This window comes from Actinophytocola glycyrrhizae, from assembly GCF_042653545.1.
In the GTDB taxonomy this organism is placed as follows: Bacteria; Actinomycetota; Actinomycetes; order Mycobacteriales; family Pseudonocardiaceae; genus Actinophytocola; species Actinophytocola glycyrrhizae.
Window position 1 is genome coordinate 52,250 of record NZ_JBHSIS010000007.1, and the last position, 20,552, is coordinate 72,801.

Annotated in this window: 18 protein-coding genes; 4 read left to right on the top strand and 14 right to left on the bottom strand. The window is 67.5% G+C overall.

Annotated elements, in window-relative coordinates:
- Window positions 1-44: 44 nt before the first annotated feature.
- From ACFPCV_RS16200 to ACFPCV_RS16215, 4 genes are all read right to left on the bottom strand, one after another.
- Window positions 45-887 (bottom strand): carbohydrate ABC transporter permease, encoded by an 843-nt coding sequence (locus ACFPCV_RS16200; protein WP_378057002.1) that lies wholly within the window; start codon window positions 885-887, stop codon window positions 45-47.
- Complete coding sequence (locus ACFPCV_RS16205; RefSeq protein WP_378057003.1) at window positions 884-1,729, bottom strand: carbohydrate ABC transporter permease; 846 nt, start codon at window positions 1,727-1,729, stop codon at window positions 884-886. Before ACFPCV_RS16205 ends, ACFPCV_RS16200 begins: the two co-directional genes overlap by 4 nt.
- A gap of 103 nt (window positions 1,730-1,832) precedes the next feature.
- Window positions 1,833-3,119 (bottom strand): ABC transporter substrate-binding protein, encoded by a 1,287-nt coding sequence (locus ACFPCV_RS16210; protein ID WP_378057004.1) that lies wholly within the window; start codon window positions 3,117-3,119, stop codon window positions 1,833-1,835.
- A gap of 69 nt (window positions 3,120-3,188) precedes the next feature.
- Window positions 3,189-4,199, bottom strand: coding sequence for a LacI family DNA-binding transcriptional regulator (locus tag ACFPCV_RS16215; protein WP_378057005.1), 1,011 nt, complete (start codon window positions 4,197-4,199; stop codon window positions 3,189-3,191).
- 122 nt (window positions 4,200-4,321) lie between these two features.
- On the opposite strand from ACFPCV_RS16215, the gene ACFPCV_RS16220 reads away from it, so the two are divergent.
- Together ACFPCV_RS16220 and ACFPCV_RS16225 are read left to right on the top strand one after the other, a co-directional pair.
- Window positions 4,322-5,830 carry a glycoside hydrolase family 13 protein gene (locus ACFPCV_RS16220; protein ID WP_378057452.1) on the top strand — a complete coding sequence of 503 codons (1,509 nt, stop codon included), beginning with the start codon at window positions 4,322-4,324 and terminating at the stop codon, window positions 5,828-5,830.
- A gap of 25 nt (window positions 5,831-5,855) precedes the next feature.
- A complete protein-coding gene (locus tag ACFPCV_RS16225; protein ID WP_378057006.1) occupies window positions 5,856-6,875 on the top strand; it encodes a LacI family DNA-binding transcriptional regulator in 1,020 nt (339 codons plus the stop codon).
- Window positions 6,876-7,091: 216 nt separating this feature from the next.
- On the opposite strand, the gene ACFPCV_RS16230 is transcribed toward ACFPCV_RS16225, so the two are convergent.
- The 3 genes from ACFPCV_RS16230 to ACFPCV_RS16240 form a co-directional block, all read right to left on the bottom strand.
- The gene (locus ACFPCV_RS16230; protein WP_378057007.1) at window positions 7,092-8,798 is read right to left on the bottom strand and encodes a carbohydrate-binding module family 20 domain-containing protein; all 1,707 of its coding nucleotides are present in this window, start codon (window positions 8,796-8,798) and stop codon (window positions 7,092-7,094) included.
- Window positions 8,799-9,067: 269 nt separating this feature from the next.
- The gene (rocD, locus tag ACFPCV_RS16235; protein WP_378057453.1) at window positions 9,068-10,267 is read right to left on the bottom strand and encodes an ornithine--oxo-acid transaminase; all 1,200 of its coding nucleotides are present in this window, start codon (window positions 10,265-10,267) and stop codon (window positions 9,068-9,070) included.
- 91 nt (window positions 10,268-10,358) lie between these two features.
- Window positions 10,359-11,303 carry a GlxA family transcriptional regulator gene (locus tag ACFPCV_RS16240; RefSeq protein ID WP_378057008.1) on the bottom strand — a complete coding sequence of 315 codons (945 nt, stop codon included), beginning with the start codon at window positions 11,301-11,303 and terminating at the stop codon, window positions 10,359-10,361.
- A gap of 89 nt (window positions 11,304-11,392) precedes the next feature.
- On the opposite strand from ACFPCV_RS16240, the gene ACFPCV_RS16245 reads away from it, so the two are divergent.
- Window positions 11,393-11,809 (top strand): hypothetical protein, encoded by a 417-nt coding sequence (locus tag ACFPCV_RS16245; protein ID WP_378057009.1) that lies wholly within the window; start codon window positions 11,393-11,395, stop codon window positions 11,807-11,809.
- Between the two features lie 5 nt (window positions 11,810-11,814).
- Entirely contained in the window at window positions 11,815-12,075 is a 261-nt protein-coding gene (locus ACFPCV_RS16250) for a hypothetical protein (protein WP_378057454.1), read from the top strand.
- Here the strand turns inward: ACFPCV_RS16250 and ACFPCV_RS16255 are convergent.
- From ACFPCV_RS16255 to ACFPCV_RS16285, 7 genes are all read right to left on the bottom strand, one after another.
- Window positions 12,064-12,984: a hypothetical protein gene (locus ACFPCV_RS16255; RefSeq protein ID WP_378057010.1), complete on the bottom strand. Its 921-nt coding sequence runs from the start codon at window positions 12,982-12,984 to the stop codon at window positions 12,064-12,066. The two genes, ACFPCV_RS16250 and ACFPCV_RS16255, sit on opposite strands and share 12 nt — an antisense overlap.
- Before the next feature lie 24 nt (window positions 12,985-13,008).
- Window positions 13,009-14,115, bottom strand: a complete 1,107-nt coding sequence (locus tag ACFPCV_RS16260; RefSeq protein ID WP_378057011.1) for a DUF3696 domain-containing protein — start codon at window positions 14,113-14,115, stop codon at window positions 13,009-13,011.
- Window positions 14,112-15,302 carry a GmrSD restriction endonuclease domain-containing protein gene (locus ACFPCV_RS16265; protein WP_378057012.1) on the bottom strand — a complete coding sequence of 397 codons (1,191 nt, stop codon included), beginning with the start codon at window positions 15,300-15,302 and terminating at the stop codon, window positions 14,112-14,114. The genes ACFPCV_RS16260 and ACFPCV_RS16265 overlap by 4 nt, the downstream gene beginning before the upstream one ends.
- A gap of 191 nt (window positions 15,303-15,493) precedes the next feature.
- Entirely contained in the window at window positions 15,494-16,492 is a 999-nt protein-coding gene (locus tag ACFPCV_RS16270; RefSeq protein WP_378057013.1) for a TIGR03842 family LLM class F420-dependent oxidoreductase, read from the bottom strand.
- A gap of 23 nt (window positions 16,493-16,515) precedes the next feature.
- Window positions 16,516-17,901, bottom strand: coding sequence for a dihydropyrimidinase (hydA, locus tag ACFPCV_RS16275; RefSeq protein ID WP_378057455.1), 1,386 nt, complete (start codon window positions 17,899-17,901; stop codon window positions 16,516-16,518).
- Between the two features lie 2 nt (window positions 17,902-17,903).
- A complete protein-coding gene (locus ACFPCV_RS16280) occupies window positions 17,904-18,746 on the bottom strand; it encodes a nitrilase-related carbon-nitrogen hydrolase (protein WP_378057014.1) in 843 nt (280 codons plus the stop codon).
- Window positions 18,746-20,329: an NCS1 family nucleobase:cation symporter-1 gene (locus ACFPCV_RS16285; RefSeq protein WP_378057015.1), complete on the bottom strand. Its 1,584-nt coding sequence runs from the start codon at window positions 20,327-20,329 to the stop codon at window positions 18,746-18,748. Before ACFPCV_RS16285 ends, ACFPCV_RS16280 begins: the two co-directional genes overlap by 1 nt.
- Window positions 20,330-20,552: the final 223 nt, after the last annotated feature.

Below are 20,552 nucleotides of genomic sequence, written 5' to 3' on the forward strand. Positions count from 1 at the left end.
TCCGTGACGGCCCGTGTCCAGTTGGTTCACTCCGCAAGCTCCGCTCACTTGACCGCTCCCACCGCGATGCCCCGTGTCAATGTCCGTTGGAAGATCAGGAAGAACACCACCGCCGGGATGATCCCGAGCAGGGCCGACGCGCTCTGCGCGGTGGCGTCCATGAGCCGTTGCCCCTGCAGCACACCGAGTGCGACCGGGACCGTCTGGTTGTCGTTGGAGACCAGCATGATCATCGGGAGGAAGAACTCGTTCCACGTCCAGATGAAGAAGAACACCAGCAGCACCGACAGCGTCGGCCAGCTGATCGGCACGACCACGCGCCACAGCACCTGCCAGCGGTTCGCGCCGTCGATCCTGGCCGCCTCGACGATCTCGCGCGGGAACGTCGAGAGCACCGAGGACAGCAGGTAGGTGCCGAACGCGGCCTGGATCGCGGTGAAGATGATGATCACCGCGAGCTTCGTGTCGTAGAGGCCGACCTCCTTCGCGAGGAAGTACAGGGGGTAGACGAGCGCCTCCTGCGGCATCAGGTTCGCCAGCAGGAAGACCGCGACGATCCACATGCGACCCTTGACCCGGCCGATGCCGAGCGCGTACGCGGTGAGGACCGACACCAGTACCGCGAGCACCGCGACCGAACCGGCGATCACCGTGCTGTTGAACAACTTCGTGCCGAAGTCGACGCGGACCCAGAAGTCCACTACGCCCTGGAAGTACAGGGCGTCCGGAAGTGCCAGCGGGCCGTTCGCCGTGTAGTCCCGCGGCGACTTGAACGCGTTGAGCGCCACCAGCAGGAACGGGAACAACGTCAGCGCCGCGAGGACGGCGAGCACGGCGACGACGAGTCCGCGGGCGTGTCGATGATCCGCTGCGCGAGCTCCGCTCATGGCTCCTCCCGGTTCTGCAGGCGCAGGAACCCGAAGGCGAGCGTGCCGATGATCGCGGTCAGCACCGTCGCGATCGCGGCGCCGTAGCCGACGTTGGCCTTCTCGAAGAAGTTCTGGAACGAGAAGTACGCCGGGGTGTTCGTCGACCCGCCCGGCCCGCCGCGGGTCAGCACGAAGATCTTGTCGAACGACTTGAGCGCCGCGATCGTGCAGGTCAGCAGTACGACGAAGATCTCCTGCCGGATCTGCGGCACGGTTACCGACCACAGCCGCTGCCACCAGTACGCCCCGTCGAGCGCCGCCGCCTCGTACAGCTGCGGGTCGACGCGCTGCAGCCCGGCCATGAAGATCACCAGCGGGTAGCCGATCTGGATCCACACCAGCACGAACATCACCGACAACAGCGCGGTCTTCTCGTCGCCGAGCCAGTTCTGCGTCCACGAGCCGAGCCCGAGGAACCGGAGCAACTCGTTCGCCGACCCGTGCTCGGGGTGCAGGATCCAGCCCCACACCACGCCCGCGACCACTGCCGGGAGCACCTGCGGCAGGTAGAACGCGGCCCGCAACGCCGTGGTGGTGCGCGGGTTGCGCTTGGCCACCACGTCGAACAGCGCGGTGGCGAGCAGCAGCCCGACGAACGTCGGGACGACCGCCATGGCGAGGATCAGCGCCGCGTTGTTGCGGAAGGAGATCCAGAACGTCTCGTCCGCGAACAGCTTCCGGTACTGGTCGAACCCGACCCAGTCAGGTTCGCCGACGCCCTGCCACCTGGTGAAGCTGATGCCGACGTTCATCACCAGCGGCACCGCGATCACCGCGGCGAACAGCAGCACCCCCGGCACGAGGTAGGGGAGATACCCCCGCCCCCCGCCGCGCCTTCGGCGAGTGCCCCGAACGACGCTTTCGGGACGTTCAGCGTCCCGAAGGCGTCGTTCGGGGCTTTTCTCAGCCACCGACATTGGCGAGGTTCTCCTCGTAGGGTCCGGCCAGCTCGGCCAGGACCTCGTGCGGCGACGCCGAGCCGTTGATCAGCTTCTGCGTCGCGGAAACCAGCACGTCGTAGTAGCCGGGCGCGGGCCAGTCCGGGTAGTAGCCGAGCCCGTCGCGGTCCACCAGCGTCTGGTAGTCCTCGATGAGGTGCTTGCTCTTCTCGTCGGTGATCGCCGCCGGGTCGGCCGCCACCGGGATGCCACCGGAGTTGCCGAGCAGCTCCTGGTTCGCCTTCTGCATGGTGATGTCGATGAAGTCGTACGCGAGGTCCTTGTTCTCCGAACCCTGCGGCACGACCCAGAGGTTGCCGCTGGAGCCCAGTGCCAGGTCGCTGCCGGGGAACAGCGCGGTGTCCCAGTCGAACTTCACCGTCGACTGGACCCGGCCGTACCACCACGAGCCGGACATCATGATCGGGAACTTGCCGGACATGAACGCGACACCCATGCTCTCCGCGTCGATGCCGGCCGCGTCCTCGCCGATGTAGCCCTTGCGCACCCAGTCGGCGAACGTCTCGGCGCCGTAGGTCCACGCCTCGTCGTGGAAGTCGACGTCGCCCTTGTACTGCTGGAGGTTGTCCACCCACTCGGTGTCCGCCCTGGACAGCGCGAGCTGGTAGAGCAGCTGCTGCGCCGGGTACTCCTTGCCGCCGACCGACAGCGGCGTGACCCCGGCGGCCACGAACCGGTCCATCGCCGCGACCAGGTCGTCGAACGTCTCCGGCACCTCGACGCCGTGCTGCGCGAACAGGTCCCTGTTGTAGTACACCATCGTGTACTCGGCGTAGTTCGGGACGCCGAACCACTTGTCGCCGCCCATCACGCCGCGCTCGTCGTACTTGCACGTGGTCTGCAGGCTCTCGCTGAGGAGCTTGTCCCAGCCGCGCTCGGTGACCTCGGCGGACAGGTCGGTCAGCAGCCCCTGCCTGGACAGCAGGCCGGCGGTCGCGTTGCCCTTGTTGTACTCCATGAGGTCCGGCGCCTCGTCGGAGTTCAGCACCATCTGCGCGTTCTTCTGGATCTGCTCGAAGCCCTTCTCCTCGAACGTCACCCGCACGCCGGGATGGGTGCGCTCGAACTCCTCGATCGCCGCGGCCCACGCCTTGCCCATCGCGCTGTCCGGGCCCTCGTAGTGCCACAGGCGCAGCTCGTCCTGGTCGCCGCCCGCGTCGTCGCCGCAGGCCGCGAGCAACGGCACGGCCAGCGCGAGTACCGCGATCAGGGCCTTTCCTGGTTTGAACATCGTTGTTCCTCCCGTCTGTCGAATCGCTTCGACGACGTGCCTGCCGGATGGGTGGGGGAGTGGGAGTGGCTACCTGGGGACGCTGGTGCTGGCTCGGACGGTCAGTCGCGGGGGGAGCAGTGTCGCGTCGGGCACCTGACGGCTGGTCAGCTTCGCCATCAGCAGCCCGACCGCCTGCCGCCCGACCTCCTCGGCCGGGATGGCCACGGAGGTCAGCGCGGGCATGGTGTACTCGGCGAGCTCGTCGGGGCAGATCGCCACCACCGACAGGTCGTCGGGCACCGACCGGCCGGCCTCGCGGAACGCGGCGAGCAGCGGTGCGACGACGGGTTCGTTGTGGACGACGACGGCGGTGAGATCGGGATGCTCGGCCAGCAGTTCCGCGGCCACCTTCTGGGCACCGGCCTGCGTGGCCTCGCACGCGTGCACGCTGGCGGCGACACCGTGCCGTGCCGCGGCCTCGGTGAACCCGGCCGTGGTGCGGGAGGCGAACCCGGTCTCCCGTTCGTAGACCTCGGGTGGCGACCCGACCAGCGCGACCCTGCGGTGGCCCAGCTCCGCGAGGTGATCGACACACGCCGCGCCCGCCGCGGTGAAGTCGAGGTCGATGCAGGTCAGGCCGTCGGTGTCGGCGGGGAAGCCGATCAGCACGGCCGGCCGGCCCAGGTCCTTCAGCACCGGGATCCTGGGGTCGTGCAGCTCGACGTCCATGACGATGATCGCGTCGACCATCGACGTGCCCGCCACGCGCCGCAGCCCGGCCTCGCCCTCGTTCTGGGTCAGGAGCAGGACGTCGTGGTCGTGCTCGCGGGCCGCGATGACGACCGAGGTCGCGAACTGCATGATCACCGGCACGTGGATGCCGGTGCGCAGCGGCACCACCAGCGCGACCACGTTGCTGCGGTTGGACGCGAGTGCCCTGGCCCCGGCGTGCGGCTGGTAGCCCAGCGCCCTGATGCTGGCGAGCACCCGCCTGCGGGTCTCCTGGGTGATGGACCGCTTGCCGGACAGCACGTACGACACCGTGCTGGGGGCGACCCCAGCGTGCCTGGCGACGTCCTCGATCTTGGCTGTGCCCATCGGTCGCTCCGCAAGCTTCGCTCCGTGTCGAACCGCTTCGACGATGAATGCTAGGTAGCCCATCGGGGCATGGCAATGGCTTGGGCTTGCTGAAAGCCCCTGCAAGGTTTTACATGTCACTCATGAATCAGGAGTGGTGGCGAGACGCCGTCATCTACCAGGTGTACGTCCGCAGCTTCGCCGACGCGGACGGCGACGGCGTCGGTGACCTGCCGGGCGTGCGCTCACGGCTGCCCTACCTTGCCGACCTCGGCGTCGACGCGGTGTGGCTGACCCCGTTCTACGCCTCGCCGATGGCCGACGGCGGCTACGACGTCGCCGACTACCGCGGGGTCGACCCGCTGTTCGGCACCCTCGACGACGCGAAGGGCCTGGTCGCCGACGCGCACGCGCTCGGGCTGCGGGTCATCGTCGACATCGTCCCCAACCACACCAGCGACCGGCACGAGTGGTTCCAGCAGGGCATGAAGGACCGGTACGTCTTCCGGCAGGGGAAGGGGGACGCGCCGCCCAACGACTGGGAGTCGGTCTTCGGCGGCCCGGCGTGGACCCGCACGGAGGACGGCGACTGGTACCTGCACCTGTTCGCGCCAGAGCAGCCGGACCTGAACTGGGACAACCAGGAGGTGCGCGCGGAGTTCCTCGACATCCTGCGGTTCTGGCTGGACCTCGGCGTCGACGGGTTCCGCGTCGACGTGGCCCACGGGATGGTGAAGGCCGAGGGGCTGCCCGACGTGGGCCGGCCCGGCCAGAGCGCGCTGCTCGGCTCGGCGCCGCTGCCGTACTTCGACCAGGACGGCGTGCACGACATCTACCGCGAGTGGCGCCGGGTGCTCGATTCCTACGACGGCGACCGGATGGCGGTGGCCGAGGCGTGGGCGCCGAGCCCCGAGCGGACCGCCCGCTACCTGCGCCCTGACGAGCTGCACCAGGCGTTCAACTTCCACTTCCTCAAGACCGACTGGGCGGCGGAGCCGCTGCGCGCGGTCATCGACGCGTCGCTCGCGACCGGGACACCCGCGACGTGGGTGCTGTCGAACCACGACGTGGTGCGGCACGTGACCCGCTACGGCGGCGGCGAGACCGGTCGCAGAAGGGCGCGGGCTGCGGCACTGCTGATGCTGGCGCTGCCCGGGTCCGCGTACGTCTACCAGGGCGAGGAGCTGGGGCTGCCGGAGGTGCTGGACCTGCCGGACGAGGTGCTCCAGGACCCGGTGTGGGAGCGTTCGGGGCACACCGACCGCGGCCGCGACGGCTGCCGGGTGCCGATCCCGTGGACCAGCACCGGCCCCTCGCTCGGCTTCGGTCCCGGCCCGGCGTGGCTGCCGCAGCCGGAGTCGTGGGCCAAGCTCGCCGTCGCCGAGCAGCAGACCTCGCCGGAGTCGATGCTCTCGCTGTACCGAGCGGCCCTGCGGTTGCGCGGCAGGCTGGCGTTCGGGTCGTTCGAGTGGGTGGCCGCGCCCGTGGACGTGCTGCACTTCCGCCGCGGCTCCTTCCACTGCCTCGCGAACCTGAGCCAGTCGGTGGTGCGGCTGCCCGACCCCGGCCCGGTGCTGCTCGCGTCGTCGTACTACGGGCTCGACGGCGAGGTCGTGCTGCCCCCGGACACCGTGTTGTGGTGGGAGGAATGAGGTGGCTCGCCTAGAGTCGTCAGGTGTGACCGCCCGTCTCAGTGACATAGCGACGCAGGCGGGTGTCAGTGAGGCGACGGTCAGCCGGGTGATGAACGGCAAGGCGGGCGTGTCGGCGGCGACGCGGCAGGCCGTGGTCGCCGCCATGGACGTCCTCGGCTACGAACGCCCGCCCCGGCTGCGGGAACGCAGCAGCGCGGGCCTCATCGGGCTGATCACCCCGGAGCTGTCGAACCCGATCTTCCCGGCGCTCGCACAGGTGATCGAGCAGGTGCTGACATCACGCGGCTACACGCCGGTGCTGTGCACGCAGACCCCCGGCGGGTCGACGGAGGACCAGCTGACCGAGCTGCTCGTCGAACGCGGCGTCACGGGGATCATCTTCGTGTCGGGCCTGCACGCCGACTCGACCGCGGACATGGACCGGTACGTGAAGCTCGCGGGCCGCGGCGTGCCGTTCGTGATGATCAACGGGTACACGGAGAAGGTGTCCGCGCCCTTCGTGTCCACCGACGACCGCGCCGCGATGCGGCTGGCGGTGTCGCACCTCGCGGAGCTTGGCCACGAGCGGATCGGCCTGGCGATCGGGCCGAGGCGGTTCGTGCCGGTGCTGCGGAAGATCGAGGGGTTCGTACAGCACATGCGGACCGCGCTGCCCTACACCGCGGAGCAGGCCGAGGAGTTCGTGCAGCACTCGCTGTTCACTGTGGAGGGCGGGCAGGCGGCCGCGTCGGCGTTGCTGGACAAGGAGTGCACGGCGATCGTGTGCGGCAGCGACCTGATGGCGTTCGGCGCGATCCGCGCCGCACGGCAGCGCGGCCTCTCGGTGCCGTCGGACGTGTCGGTGGTGGGGTTCGACGACTCGCCACTGATCGTGTTCGCCGACCCGCCCCTGACCACGCTGCGGCAGCCGGTGGAGGCGATGGGGCAGGCCGCGGTCAACGCGCTGCTCGAGGAGATCGGCGGCACCCCCGCCCCGCACGCGGAGTTCGTGTTCATGCCGGAACTGGTGGTACGCGGTTCGACGGCGGCCAGATCACGTTAGATGGTGGTCGGTGCCGGTCGGGTCGGGTACGCGGCGTGATCGGGCGTTGCCAGGCCGACGGGATGGCAGGAGCCCCTTTCGAGTGGGCTTACACCACCATCGGGGGTGCCCTGGCTTTGGTGCCGTGAAAGGCGCGTTCAGGGCGTCGGGCGCCCTGAACGGCCCATTCACGGCACTGGTTGTGCTGTGAATGGGCCGGGCGAGCGGGGGCTCACCTCAGCGGCGGAACCAGCCGCCGTCCACCGTCACCGTGCCGCTCGAACCGGTGCGCATGGTCCGGTTCGCTCCCGTCTCCCAGAGCACGGGCTGCCCGTCCTGCCTGATCACGAACTTGTACTCGATGTTCGTGTTCGCGGGGAGCACCCCGGCGCCGTCCCAGCGCGGGTACGTCGACGAGTTCGTCGTCAGCGGCACCGCGTTCGCCGGGTTCCACGAACCCAGCTCCGGGACGTTGCCCACGACGAACACGTTCTGCCCGAAGGCGGTCTCGGCCTGCACCGTGTACGAAGCGCTGACCTGACCCGGGTTCTGCGTGCCGCCGCCGATGTGGAACGCGACCGCCGACTTCGCGGGTACCGGCACCGTCGCCCGGCCGCCGGACACCGTCACCTGGTTCGCACACGCCGTGATCACGTTGCAGTACGAGCCGTCGGGCATGCCCGTGGCGAACGAACCCGTGTACGCGCCGCCGCTGTTGTTGATCGCCACGAAACCGGCCGAGCCGCGGCTGAAACCGATCACGTTCGACCTCGGCGACTGCCAGTTCGCCACCGCCGCGGCACCGACCGCGTTGTGGAACGCCACCATGCCGGTCACCGCCCGGTCGCGGTTGAGGCAGTACCAGCCGTTGCCACAGTTGGTGTCCGTGACGAACCCGCCCGAGTTCGGCGGCGCGCCCTGCGGGTCCGAGTACTCGAAGCCCGCGTACACCGTCGGTGTCGTGTGCTTGTACGCCAGCTGGAACACGTTCGCGAGCACCGCGGTCGCGCCGTCCTTGTACGTGAGGTGCCGCCCGTCGCGCTCGGTGTCGTGGTTGGTCACGAACGACACCGAGTTGGCCGCGGGCAACAGTCCCTGCCCGAACGACGACAGCGACGTGATGTCGCCCCGGAACGCGGACTTCAGCTTGTCGCCGTAGGTGAAGTCGAGCACGTCGCCGCTGCCGTAGTAGTCACCGGGCGACGGCGGCTGGCCGGGGAACACCTCGTGGAACACGTACGGGCGCGCACCGGAGGTCGTGTTGTTCAGCCTTGCCACCACATCCGCCAGTTGCGCGGCGGGGATGTGCTTCGCGGCGTCGACGCGGAAACCGTCGACGCCCAGTGCCAGCTGGGAGTTGAGGTAACCGGCGAGCTTGCCGCGCACCCCGGGGTCACTCGTGTCGAGGTCCGGCAGGTCGAGCAGTTCGCAGTGCTGGACCTCCCACAGATCGGACCAGTTCGCGATGTCGCGGTCGCAGACGTCGACGTTGTACTCGCCCCGGTCGTACATCGGCGGGTCGTACTTGTCGCCGAGCACCGTGCCGTCGTAGCCGGTGCCGGTCTGCGCGGCGGTGTGGTTGACCACCGCGTCGGTGTACACCTTGATGCCCGCCGCGTGGCAGGTGCCGATCATCGACGCGAACTCGGCCCGGGTGCCGAACCGGCTGTTCAGCTTGTAGGAGTAGGGCTGGTAGACGTCCCACCACACGCCGCTCGGGTGCTTGAGCGACTCGGCTGGCGGGGCGACCCACACCGCGCCGTACCCGGCGGGGTCGAGGTGGTCGGTGCACTCCCTGGCCACGGAACGCCAGTTCCAGGACCACAGGTTCGCGATGACGTCCCCGTTGGGGACTCCGGTGTCCGCCGCCGCCGTGTTGGCCGAGGTGGTGACGAGCCCGGTCGCGCACAGGACAGCCACGGCCGACAGAGCGGCCGTGCGCAACAGTGATCTCCGGGGAGCGACCCCCGGGCCCCCGGCACGTCGTCGTTCCATTCTGGTCTCCTCGTTGAGCCGGTCATGGACCCGGCGAGCGAGCGGTTCACCGCTGCTCGCCCGCTCGCCGGGAGACTTTGCGCAAACTGCTGAAAGTTCTTGCAGAATAGCCCCGCGTCACGGCCGCTGTAAACCGGTAGACCGCTGCCCTGAAAGACGCTTTCGGGACGTCGGGCGTCTCGAAAGCGTCTTTCAGGGCAGTCGGGGGTGCCGTGCGGTCAGCGGGTCAGTACCGCCGCGATCGTGTCGATGCCGCGGTCCAGGTCCGCCTGCGAGATCATCAGCGGCGGCGCGATCCGCAGCGTCGTGTCGTGCGTTTCCTTGCACAGGACACCGCGGGCCATCAGCTCCTCGCTCGCCTCGCGGGCGGTGCGGCCGCCCGGCGCGATCTCGACACCCGCCCACAGGCCGCGGCCCCGCACGTCGGCGACACCGTGGCCGATCAGCTCGGCGAGCCGGGTGTGCAGGTGGGCGCCCAGCGTCACCGACCTGGACAGGAAGTCGCCGTCGCGCAGCAGCCGGAGCACCGCCCGGCCGACCGCGCAGGCGAGCGGGTTGCCGCCGAACGTCGAGCCGTGCTCACCCGGCCGCAGGACGCCGAGCACGTCGCGCCTGCCGACCACCGCCGACACCGGCATGATCCCGCCGCCGAGGGCCTTGCCCAGCGTGTACAGGTCCGCGGTCACGCCCTCGTGCTCGCACGCGAACAGCGTCCCGGTCCGGCCAAGACCTGCCTGGATCTCGTCGGCGATGAACAGCACGTTGTTGTCGGTGCACAGCTGGCGCACCTCACGCAGGTAGCCGGCCGGCGGGGTCAGCACCCCGGCCTCGCCCTGCACCGGCTCGATCAGCACCGCGGCCGTGTGCGGGGTGAGCACCGCCTCGAGTGCCTGTGCGTCGCCGTACTTGACGACCACGAAGCCCGGCGTGAACGGCCCGAAGTCGTTACGGGCGGTGTCGTCGGTGGAGAAGGAGACGATCGTGGTGGTGCGGCCGTGGAAGTTCGACCCGGCGACGACGATCTCCGCCGCGCCGTCGGGCACACCCTTGACCTGGTAGGCCCACTTGCGCGCGATCTTGAGCGCCGACTCGACCGCCTCGGCGCCGGAGTTCATCGGCAGCACCATCTCGGTGCCGGTCAGCTCCGCCAGCTCCTGGCAGAACGGGCCGAGCTGGTCGTGGTGGAAGGCACGGCTGGTCAGCGTGACCCGGCCGAGCTGCTCGACCGCCGCGGCCACCAGGTCGGGATGGCGGTGACCGAAGTTCAGCGCCGAGTAGCCGGCGAGGAAGTCCAGGTATCTCTTGCCGTGCACGTCGGTGACCCACGCGCCCTCCGCCTCGGCGATCACCACAGGCAACGGGTGGTAGTTGTGCGTGCTCCACTGTTCGTCGAGCGCGATGAGATCGGCAGCAGTCATCGACATGTGAACAGGTTAAGGCCGGTTTCCGGGTGTTTCATCCGCAGACTGTTGCGTCCAGCGCCGCTTCGTTGCGTGCTCGGCCCGATTGTCAGCCGTTCGTTGCGAAGGCAGCGCGGTAGGCGTGCGGGCTGGTGCCGACGACGCGCCGGAACCGTTCGCGGAACGCGGTCGGGGAGCCGAAGCCGACCTCGCCCGCGATCCGGTCGACCGGGTGGGTGGTGTGTTCCAGCAGGTACTGGGCCCGCCGGACGCGTGCCCGGTGCAGCCATTGCAGCGGCGTCGTGCCGGTCTGTTCACGGAAGCGGCGGTTGAGGGTGCGGGTGCTCATGCCGGCGCGCGCGGCGATGCCGGCGAGCGTCAGGTCCTCGTCCGCGTTGGCCTCCAGCCAGGTCAGCAGTGGTTCCAGCGCGGCGCCCCTCGGTGCCGGCGGCTGGTCGTGGACGATGAACTGTGCCTGCCCGCCCTCCCGTTCGAGCGGCATGACCGATCGGCGCGCCGCGTCGGCGGCGACGGCGGACCCGTGGTCGCGGCGGATCATGTGCAGGCACAGGTCCAGCCCGGCGGCCGCACCGGCGGAGGTCAGGATCTGGCCGTTGTCGACGTAGAGGACGTTCGGGTCGACGTCGATCCGCGGGTACCGCTTCGCCAGCTCCGCCGCGCCGAGCCAGTGCGTGGTGGCACGCAGCCCGTCGAGCAGGCCGACGGCGGCGAGGACGAACGCGCCGACACAGATCGACGCGATGCGGGTGCCCTTGGCCGCCGCGGTCCGCAGCGCGGCGGCGACCTCGGCCGGGACCGGCGCGTCCGGCTCCATCCGCCCCGGCACGACGATCGTGTCGGCACCGGCCAGCGCGTCGAGGCCCCACTCCGGCTGGATGGTGAACACGTCGGTCCTGACCGGGCCCGCGCCGCAGACCAGGACCCGGTAGGCGGGGTGGTCGTCGTGCAGCCTGGCGAAGCTGAACGCCTGCACCGGCGTGGCCAGGTCGAAGGTGATCACGTCGGCCAGCGCGAGCACGGCCACGGTGTGCATGGGACTCCTCGGAGGCGGTGGCGAGAATCCGTTGGTGGTTGTCATTCTTGCCGATTTCCGGGTGGTCGTGTCGTGGTTAGCGTCGCGTCGTGACCAAGGTCCTGTTGTCTCTGCATGTCATCGCGGCGATCCTGGCCGTCGGCCCCGTCGCCGTCGCGGCCAGCATGTTCCCCCCGGCCCTCCGGCGTGGAAGGGCCGAGCACCTCGCGCTGCTGCACCGGATCTGCCGGGTCTATGCCCGGATCGGCATCGCCGTCCCGCTGTTCGGGCTGGCCACCGCGAGCGCCCTGGGGGTGCTCGGCGACGCGTGGCTGATCACGTCGATCGGCCTGACCGCCGCGGCGGCCGCGGTGCTGGTGTTCCTGATGCTGCCCGGCCAGGAGCGCCTCCTCGCCGAGTCGGCACCGAGCGGGCGGCTCGCCATGCACACCGGGATCTTCAACCTGCTGTGGACGACGGTCACGGTCCTGATGATCGTCCGGCCCGGCTCCACGACGGGGGTGTGAACGCGATGTTCTGCATGGCCGCGGTGGTGGAGTGCGTGTCGCTGGTGGTGCTGCTGGCGAACCTGGTGACCGTCCACCTGCCGGTGATCACCTCGCTCGGTGGGCCGGTACACGGGATGGCCTACCTGGTGGTCGTGGTCGCGACACTGCGCGACCCGGCCGCGTCCGGGGCGGCGAAGGTGCTGGCGTTGGTGCCGGGGATCGGCGGGCTGCTGGTACTGCGCCTCTCGCGGGGTGACAGCGCGACTATGGCGTCACGCCCCTAGCTTTCGTCCGATGTAAGCGATTCTCGCCGTGCCATTCTCAGGGACCAGCCGAAAGTAGATGCGGCCAGGACCTGGCGTGAATCGGCCGTGGAGTCCGAACACTCGTGGCATCCCGTCGATGTCCGTGAAACGACACAGCTCCTGGCGGCTCATGGACTCGCCGGTGACTTTCGTTTGCCATTCCGGTGAGGCGGCATTGTTGGGCGACCAATTGGCCACTGCGCGCTCCATGCTGGAAAGCAGTTTGGCGATGGGGTGCACCCAGTCCTGACCGCATGCATCGAAGTCGGCTTTGACGCGCGGCAGGAAGGTCAGATGGGGGAAAAATTCACCCCTGTTCTCCCAGATGGCGCGGCAAGAACGGAGCTTGTGTTGCCCCTCGTGCTGAAGCCAGCCATGGTGTTGGTCCGCATGTTCCGCAGTTGCGATGTGGCGTACGAAAACCTCATCGTCGACCACTGCCAGGTCACCGGAATCATCTTCGGTCAATGTCGACCGGGTGATCACGATCGAGGCGTGGTTCCATGGTTCGGCTACAGGAAGGCTGAGTGCGACAGAGTCGAGCAGGTGTGCCCCACCGAGCCCTTCGGCAGGGCGGTCGTCGTGTCGGTACTCCAAATAGCCGGAACCGTCCGGCGTGACAGACCGGAACGGCGCCCGGTTCTCGATCGCCCTGATGAAGCGCCAACGATCGCGGTTTGCTGGTTCTGCCGAGATCCACTGGCTTATGTAGAAGTCATCAGCCAACTGGATCGAATTGAACCTAACGTGTGTAACCAGGGCTATGTCTTGCCGGATTCGTCGTATCTTCCGCACCACCTCCACGAATTCGGTCATCGCTTGCCCGACTTCGCGTGCTGGCGTGTTGGTCGCACACGACAGCTCGTTCAGGAAGAGCAGAACTGACAACGAACGATCCTCTCGATATGCGGTTCAGTCAAGAAGCTGGTCCAGTTGCCTGTCCCATTCGTCGAAGAACCCCTCCGGCCATTCTGAGACCATTCCGTCGGGGCCGACGTCCGGAGACACGATCTCGGTCGCGCCGTTGTCTCCACGGCGAAAAAAGTGCAACAGGATGTCGTTTGAGTGGATCAGGCCCCGTTTGACGGAGAGGCGCGCTCCGTTGAGGACGTGGTCGCTGTGGGTTTCGACGATGACCTGCGCGCCTGCGGCTGTGGCGGCGCAGGTCAATGCTGCCATGGCTGTCTGGCCGCGAGGGTGCAGGTGTGCTTCAGGGTTCTCGAGAAGGATCAGGCCGCCCGGGCGTGCGGTCAGGCAAGCGACGATCACTGGGAGGACGTAGGTCAGGCCGAAGCCGACGTTCGTAGGTCGGTAACGGTTGCTCGACGACAGACCAGCAGTCCCGAAACGGAAGCTCAGGCGCACGAGGTCGGTGGACTCCACTGCGTCGGCTTGCAGGTTCACGCCGGGGCAGATGTCCTGCATCCAGGCTTCCGCCTGGTCGAGCAGTCGCCTCGACCTGGCGTGCGGATGCTGAAGTCGGCGATCCTTGACTGGTTCGTCCTGGAAGTGGCGGAGGTAGTTGATTGTGTGTTCGCCCCGTGCGCCGAGGAAGCCGCGCCGGATTGCGATGTCGTGGGACCGCGGGTACGTGACGGCCGGTGTGATCCGGTCCGCTCGCAGGTACTGGAAGCCGGTGCCAAATATCGAGGAAAGGTTACCAAGGTCGGCACTGGAGATTAGTTTAAGAAGGTCGGCTTCACGTTCATACCTGGCGGACCAGGAATACGAATCCGAATCCGTACGAACAGAAATGGAGATGGTGGGCTCTGCGTGCTCTGACACGTAATTCTCGTGTAGGACATCTTGGCCGGTGCCCAGTTCGACAAGGTCGCCATTGAGAAGCAGGCCGCCGTCGTGCTCGGTGAGAGCCTCCTGTGACTGCCGAAGAAGAGCTATCGCTTGGAGGACCGTGCTCTTTCCGGTGGAGTTCAAGCCGGACAGCAGCGTGTACGGGGCTAGTGCAATTTTCGCTGACGCAAACGCCTTGAAGTTGGTTACGTGTAGCTGCTCGATCATTGGCTACACCTGGTTAGCATATTCTCGATTTCTGCGAACCGCATGTGTACCTTGGCAACGTCACCCGTGCCCACTGAGATCGCCCGGTCGAACGGTACATGGTCAAGGAGTGTGGATATCTCGTTCAGAATCAGTTCGCGACGCGTCGACAACGTCCTCAAAGCATGGTTGTCCAGTTGAGCAAGATTGACGGAGATGGCTTCAAATAGCGCCTTGTTTATCGGTGAACGTCGTGTTTGGCCGTAGTGGTACTTCCTGAAAGCATGCTCACCGAAAATTCGCTGCGCCCAGTGCATTGCCCGGATGAAATCGACCTCAAGGCGGTCGATGTGTCCATCGTCGAGCTGGTTGATGTTGTGCATGGCTTCGCGCAGAAATTCGTCGAAGTCCTGGCGGCGGTAGGTCGAGGGACTCGTCATTCTGAACGCCAGGAATCGGAGGACCATTTCCCGGTCGTCCATGCGGGCGGGCGACACCGTACCGAGGGTCGCCCCTCGGTACGCGTTGGACTCTGCCAGTCTTCGCAGGAGATCGCGCGCGGGTCCGGGAAGTAGCGCATGACGGAGTTCCTGCCGAGTCAGTGGACGTCCTCCAGTGTTGATCCGGGCGAAGATGTTGAACATCACCTGCTCGGGAGTGCCGGATCGAATGAGATGCAGAACGACCTCGGTTTCGAGGAGGCGGGTTTGTAGTCGGCCGGGTAACTGGTCGAACCTCTTGCCGTCGTACTGGCGCAGGTACTCCAGGCCGGTCAGCGTAAGAGGGGCTTCCGCCGGGATGCTCTCGGGTGAAATAAACCGTGCGATGGCCGTGAGCCGCTGGATTCCGTCCACCACCACCCACTGTTCGTCCGCCACCTCGGATGCATAGAAGGTTGGAAGGGGGATGCGAAGCAACATCGACTCGATCAAACGGCTCTGGGCTTGTGGCTTCCATATGCCTGCCAGGCGCTGGAAGTCCGGCTGGAGGTCGAGGCCGCCACGCCTAAGCCGGGATAGCAGCAGGTCGATGGTCGGCGTGCGCGTCGCGACATCGATCTCCTCGGGGTCGAAAGGCTCTTCGATGACCTCGTCGTTCGGCGTCTCCCTCTCGACCCCCACGCTGCGTCCCTCGGAGTCGAGCTCGACCATGAGGTCGAGCTCGATCGCCCGCGGGGCCTCGCCGTCTGGCGTATCGCTGGTCGTCACGCTTCCCATCCCATGTGGTCTCTTGTGGCGCAGCATACAAATACATAGTGCGCGGCTCACGACTGACCGTGGTCCCGAAAGGATGGCTGATCGCGGATACGATAGTGGCAGGACCCGGAACTGCTTCGCAGCAGCTTCGTCACCCTGGCGCATCCGTCGATGGTGGTGCTGACCGGCCGTGTTGTGACCTGTCACACCGTCAGTTTCGGGATGATGTCCGATCCGTACGCGGCCAGGGTCTGCTCCTTCTGGTCGTGCATGAGGTACAGCGCGAACTGGTCGACGCCCAGCTCCGCCAGCTCGGTCAGCCGGTCCACGTGTGCCGACGCGGGCCCCACGAGACAGAAGCGGTCGACGATCCCGTCGGGGACGAAGTCCGTCGACGGGTTGCCCGCCTTGCCGTGGTGCGCGTAGTCGTAGCCCTCGCGGCCCTTGATGTAGTCGGTCAGCTCATGGGGCACCGGCCCCGACTCGCCGTACCGGGCCACCAGGTCCGCCACGTGGTTGCCCACCATGCCGCCGAACCACCGCAGCTGGTCGCGCTGGTGCGCCACGTCCTCGCCGACGTACGCGGGCGCCGCGACACACATCGTGATGTCGCCCGGATCGCGCCCGGCGGCCCTGGCCGCGGCGCGAACGGCGTCGATCGTCCACTTCGTGATCGCGGGATCGGCCGTCTGCAGGATGAAACCGTCCGCGTGCTCGCCGACCAGTTGGAGCGCCTTCGGGCCGTACGCGGCCATCCAGACCTCCAGCCGCCCGTCGCGTACCCACGGAATCCGCACCGGTGCGCCATGAAGTGAGACCTCCCGTCCTTCCGCGAGATCGCGGATCGCGTGGATGGAATCACGCAGCACCGACAACGACGCGGGCTTCTGCCCGATGACCCGTCGCGCGGAGTCACCGCGGCCGATGCCGCACACCGTTCGGTTGCCGTACATGTCGTTCAACGTTGCGAAGAGTGACGCGGTCACCGACCAGTCGCGTGTGGACGGGTTCGTCACCATCGGCCCGACGACCAGGCGTTCCGTCGACGCGAGGATCTGCGAGTAGATGACGAACGGTTCCTGCCACAACACGACCGAGTCAAATGTCCACCCGTACGTGAAACCTTGCTGCTCAGCCGAGACCATCAGGTCCACGACCGCCGACGCGGGCGGGTCCGTCTGCAGCACCACACCGAAGTCCATGCCGACCCCAATCAGTTATTCACTCAGACGAGGTACTGCGACAGCTCGCGCGACAGGAACTTCCCGTGGCCCTCGGACCCGTGGAACTCGCCGCCGTCGATGACCACCGAACCCCGCGACAGCACCGTGGAAACCCCGCCGGTGATGGACATGCCCTCGTACGCCGAGTAGTCCACCGCCATGTGGTGGGTCTCGACGCCGAGCGTGTGCTGCTTGACCGGGTCGTACACCACGATGTCCGCGTCCGCGCCCGCCGCGATCACACCCTTGCGCGGGTACAGCCCGAACATCCGCGCCGGCGTCGCCGACGACACCTCGACCCACCGGCGCAGCGACAGCTCACCGGCCACGACACCCTGGTGCAGCAGGTCCATCCGGTGCTCGACACCGGGGATCCCGTTGGGGATCTTCGAGAAGTCCCCGCGGCCCATCTCCTTCTGGTCCTTGAAGCAGAACGGGCAGTGGTCGGTCGACACCACCGACAGGTCGTTGGTGCGCAGGCCGCGCCACAGGTCCGCCTGGTGCTCCTTGGGCCGCAGCGGCGGCGACGCCACGTACTTGGACCCCTCGAAGTCCGGCTTCGCCAGGTCCTCGATGGACAGGTACAGGTACTGCGGGCACGTCTCGGCGAACACGTTCTGCCCGGTGTCGCGGGCCTCCGCCACCGCGGCGAGTGCCTGCGACGCCGACAGGTGCACGATGTAGAGCGGCGCGCCGGTCACCCGCGCGAGCTGGATGGCCCGCGACGTCGCCTCGCCCTCCAGCTCCGGTGGCCTGGTCAGCCCGTGCTCCACCGGATCTGTGCGCCCGGACGCGAGTGCCTGCGCCACCAGCTCGTCGATCGCGATGCCGTTCTCGGCGTGCATCATGATCGTCCCGCCGATGTCGGCCGCCTTCTGCATCGCGCGCAGGATCTCGCCGTCGGTCGCGTAGAACACGCCTGGATAGGCCATGAACATCTTGAAGCTGTTCACGCCCGCGTCGAGGCAGGACTCCATCTCCTTCAACGACTGGTCGTTGACGTCGGAGACGATCATGTGGAAGCCGTAGTCGACGGCGCAGTGCCCGTCCGCCTTCTCGTGCCACTTGTCCAGCGTCGACAACAGCGAGGTGCCCTTGACCTGCACGGCGAAGTCGATGATGGTCGTCGTGCCGCCCCACGCGGCCGCCCGCGTGCCGGTGAAGAACGTGTCGGCGGAGAACGTTCCGCCGAACGGCATCTCCATGTGGGTGTGGGCGTCGATGCCGCCGGGCAGCACGTACTTCCCGTCGGCCTCGATGACCGTGTCCGCCTCGGTGAACACGCCGGGCGCGGCGACGGCGGCGATCCTCTCGCCCTCCACCAGCACGTCCGCCGTGAGCGTCCCATCGGCGTTGACGACCGTCCCGTTCCTGATGAGGATGCCCACCGTCACGCCCCGGTCAGCGAGTCGTACGTGTCGGGCCTGCGGTCGCGGTAGAACTGCCACAGGTCGCGCACCTCGGTGAGCAGCCCCATGTCGAGGTCACGCACGATGACCTCCTCCTCCCCGTCGGAGGCGGTCTCGCCCACGACCTGGCCACGCGGGTCCGCGAAGTACGACTGGCCGTAGAAGTCGTTGTCACCCAACGGTTCCACGCCCACCCGGTTGATGGTTCCGACGAAGTACTCGTTCGCCACCGCCGCGGCGGGCTGCTCCAGCCGCCACAGGTACTCCGACAACCCGCGCGAGGTCGCGGACGGGTTGAACACGATCCGCGCGCCACCGAGCCCGAGCGCGCGCCAGCCCTCCGGGAAGTGCCGCTCGTAGCAGATGTACACGCCGATCTTGCCGATCGCGGTGTCGAACACCGGGTAGCCGAGGTTGCCCGGCCGGAAGTAGAACTTCTCCCAGAACCCCTTGACCTGCGGGATGTGGTTCTTGCGGTGCTTGCCGAGGTAGGTCCCGTCCGCGTCGATCACCGCCGCGGTGTTGTAGTAGACACCCGGCTGCTCCTGCTCGTACATCGGCACGACCAGCACGACCCCGTGCTGGTCGGCCAGCTCGCACATGAGCTGTGTGGTCGGGCCGTCCGGGATCTGCTCGGTGTAGGAGTAGTAGTCGGCGTCCTGCACCTGGCAGAAGTACGGCCCGTAGAACAGTTCCTGCAGGCACACCACCTGCGCGCCCTGCGATGCCGCGGTACCGATGTGGGTGACCGCGTTCGCGATCATCGACTCCTTGTCACCGGTCCAGCGCTGCTGGACCAGTGCCGCCCTGACGATCTCGGACATCAGTTGTCTCCTTCCGCCTGCTGACCGGTTCGCGCGTGTTCGTTGCGCCGGCCCGCGGTCAGCGCCATGTACACGAGGAAAGCCGCGATGAACCCGACGAGCCAGCTGTAATCGTAGAGACCCTTGAGGAACGGGATGAGCCCGTCGGGAGGGAACGGCCCGGTCCGCGCGCCATCGGCGTCCAGCGTGGAGTACGCGCCGCCGACGGCGAGCAGCGCGCCGACGAGGGTGGCGATCAGTGCCGGCATGTTCCACCCGCCGCTGAACCAGTACCGGCCCCGTTCGACGTACAGCTCCGCGACGTCGAGATGCGTGCGGGCCCGGATCCAGTACCCGGCGACGAGTACGCCCGCGACCGCGGCGAGCAGTCCACCATAGGTGTTCAGCCACGCGAAGATGTAGATGTTCGGGCTCTCCACCAGGACCCACGGGAAGATGAGCACGCCGATGACGCCGGTGATCAGGCCACCGGTGCGGAAGCTGATCCGCTTGGGGACGGCGTTGGAGAAGTCGTAGGACGGGCTGACCACGTTGGCGGCCAGGTTGGTCGACACGGTCGCGACGATCACGATCACCAGGCCGATCAGGATCGCGACCTTGCTGTCGAACTGGATGATCAGCTGGACCGGGTCGAACAGGATGCTGGCGGCGTTCTCGCCGAGCCGCTCGCCGTAGACCTCCACCGCGCTCGACGTGATGATGATCGACAGGATCGCGATGAACGCCATGCTGGTCGGCAGACCGAAGATCTGGCCCTTGGTCTGGCCGGTCTGGCTCTTGGAGAACCGGGTGAAGTCCGGGATGTTGAGCGACAACGTCGCCCAGAACGCGATCATCCCCATCAGCGAAGGTGCGAAGACCTTCCAGAAGTCCGCGCCCCAGCCCAGCTGGGACTCCTGGCTCAGGATCACGCCGAGGCCGCCCGCCTCGCTCACGATCCACACGGCGAGCACGGTCAGGCCGATGGCCAGGACCGGCGCCGACCAGTTCTCCAGCCACTTCACGGTGTTCATCCCGCGGAGGATCAGCCCGATCTGCACCGCCCAGAACAGGAGGAAGCAGGCCCACAACGTCCACGGCTTGCCGAACAGGGCGGCGGCACCGGTCCAGGTGTCGCCGATCAGCACCCCCAGGATGGCGTTGACCGCCGAGCCGCCGATCCAGGTCTGCACCCCGAACCAGCCGCAGGCGACCAGTCCGCGCAGGATCGCGGCGAGGTTGGCGCCGCGGATGCCGAAGAAGGCCCGCGCGTACACCGGGAAGGGGATCCCGTACTTGGTGCCTGCGTGGCTGTTGAGCAGCACGGGGACCAGGACGATCAGGTTCGCCAGTGCGATCGTCATGAAGGCCTGCAGCCAGTTCATGCCGAACGCGATCAGGCCGGCGGCAAGCGTGTAGCTGGGGATGCAGAACGCCATCGCCATCCACAGAGCCGCGTAGTTGTACGTGTTCCACGTGCGGAAGCCGACGGGCACCGGTGCGAGTTCGGCGTTGTAGAAGCGACTGTCCCTGATCGCGGAATGGTCGGACAGATCGACCCGCCCGTCGGGTTGCGTGGTCACTGTGGCGTTGACGGTGGTCATCTCTGCTCCGATGCTCCAGCCGGCTGATGGGTGAGGATCTTCGGCATTCGGGCATCGTTGAGGGTCCCCGGCGGGGTCGGGGAGCGTCAGTGTGTCGGTCGTTGGCTGATTCTGTGGACAGAGTGACTCTTGCGCACGGGGGAGGCGCGCCCGCTGGGCCGCGGCAGTCGGCGGGCTTGTCGGAATTGCCGCACGATCGACACTGTCAGTTAACCAGGCATTG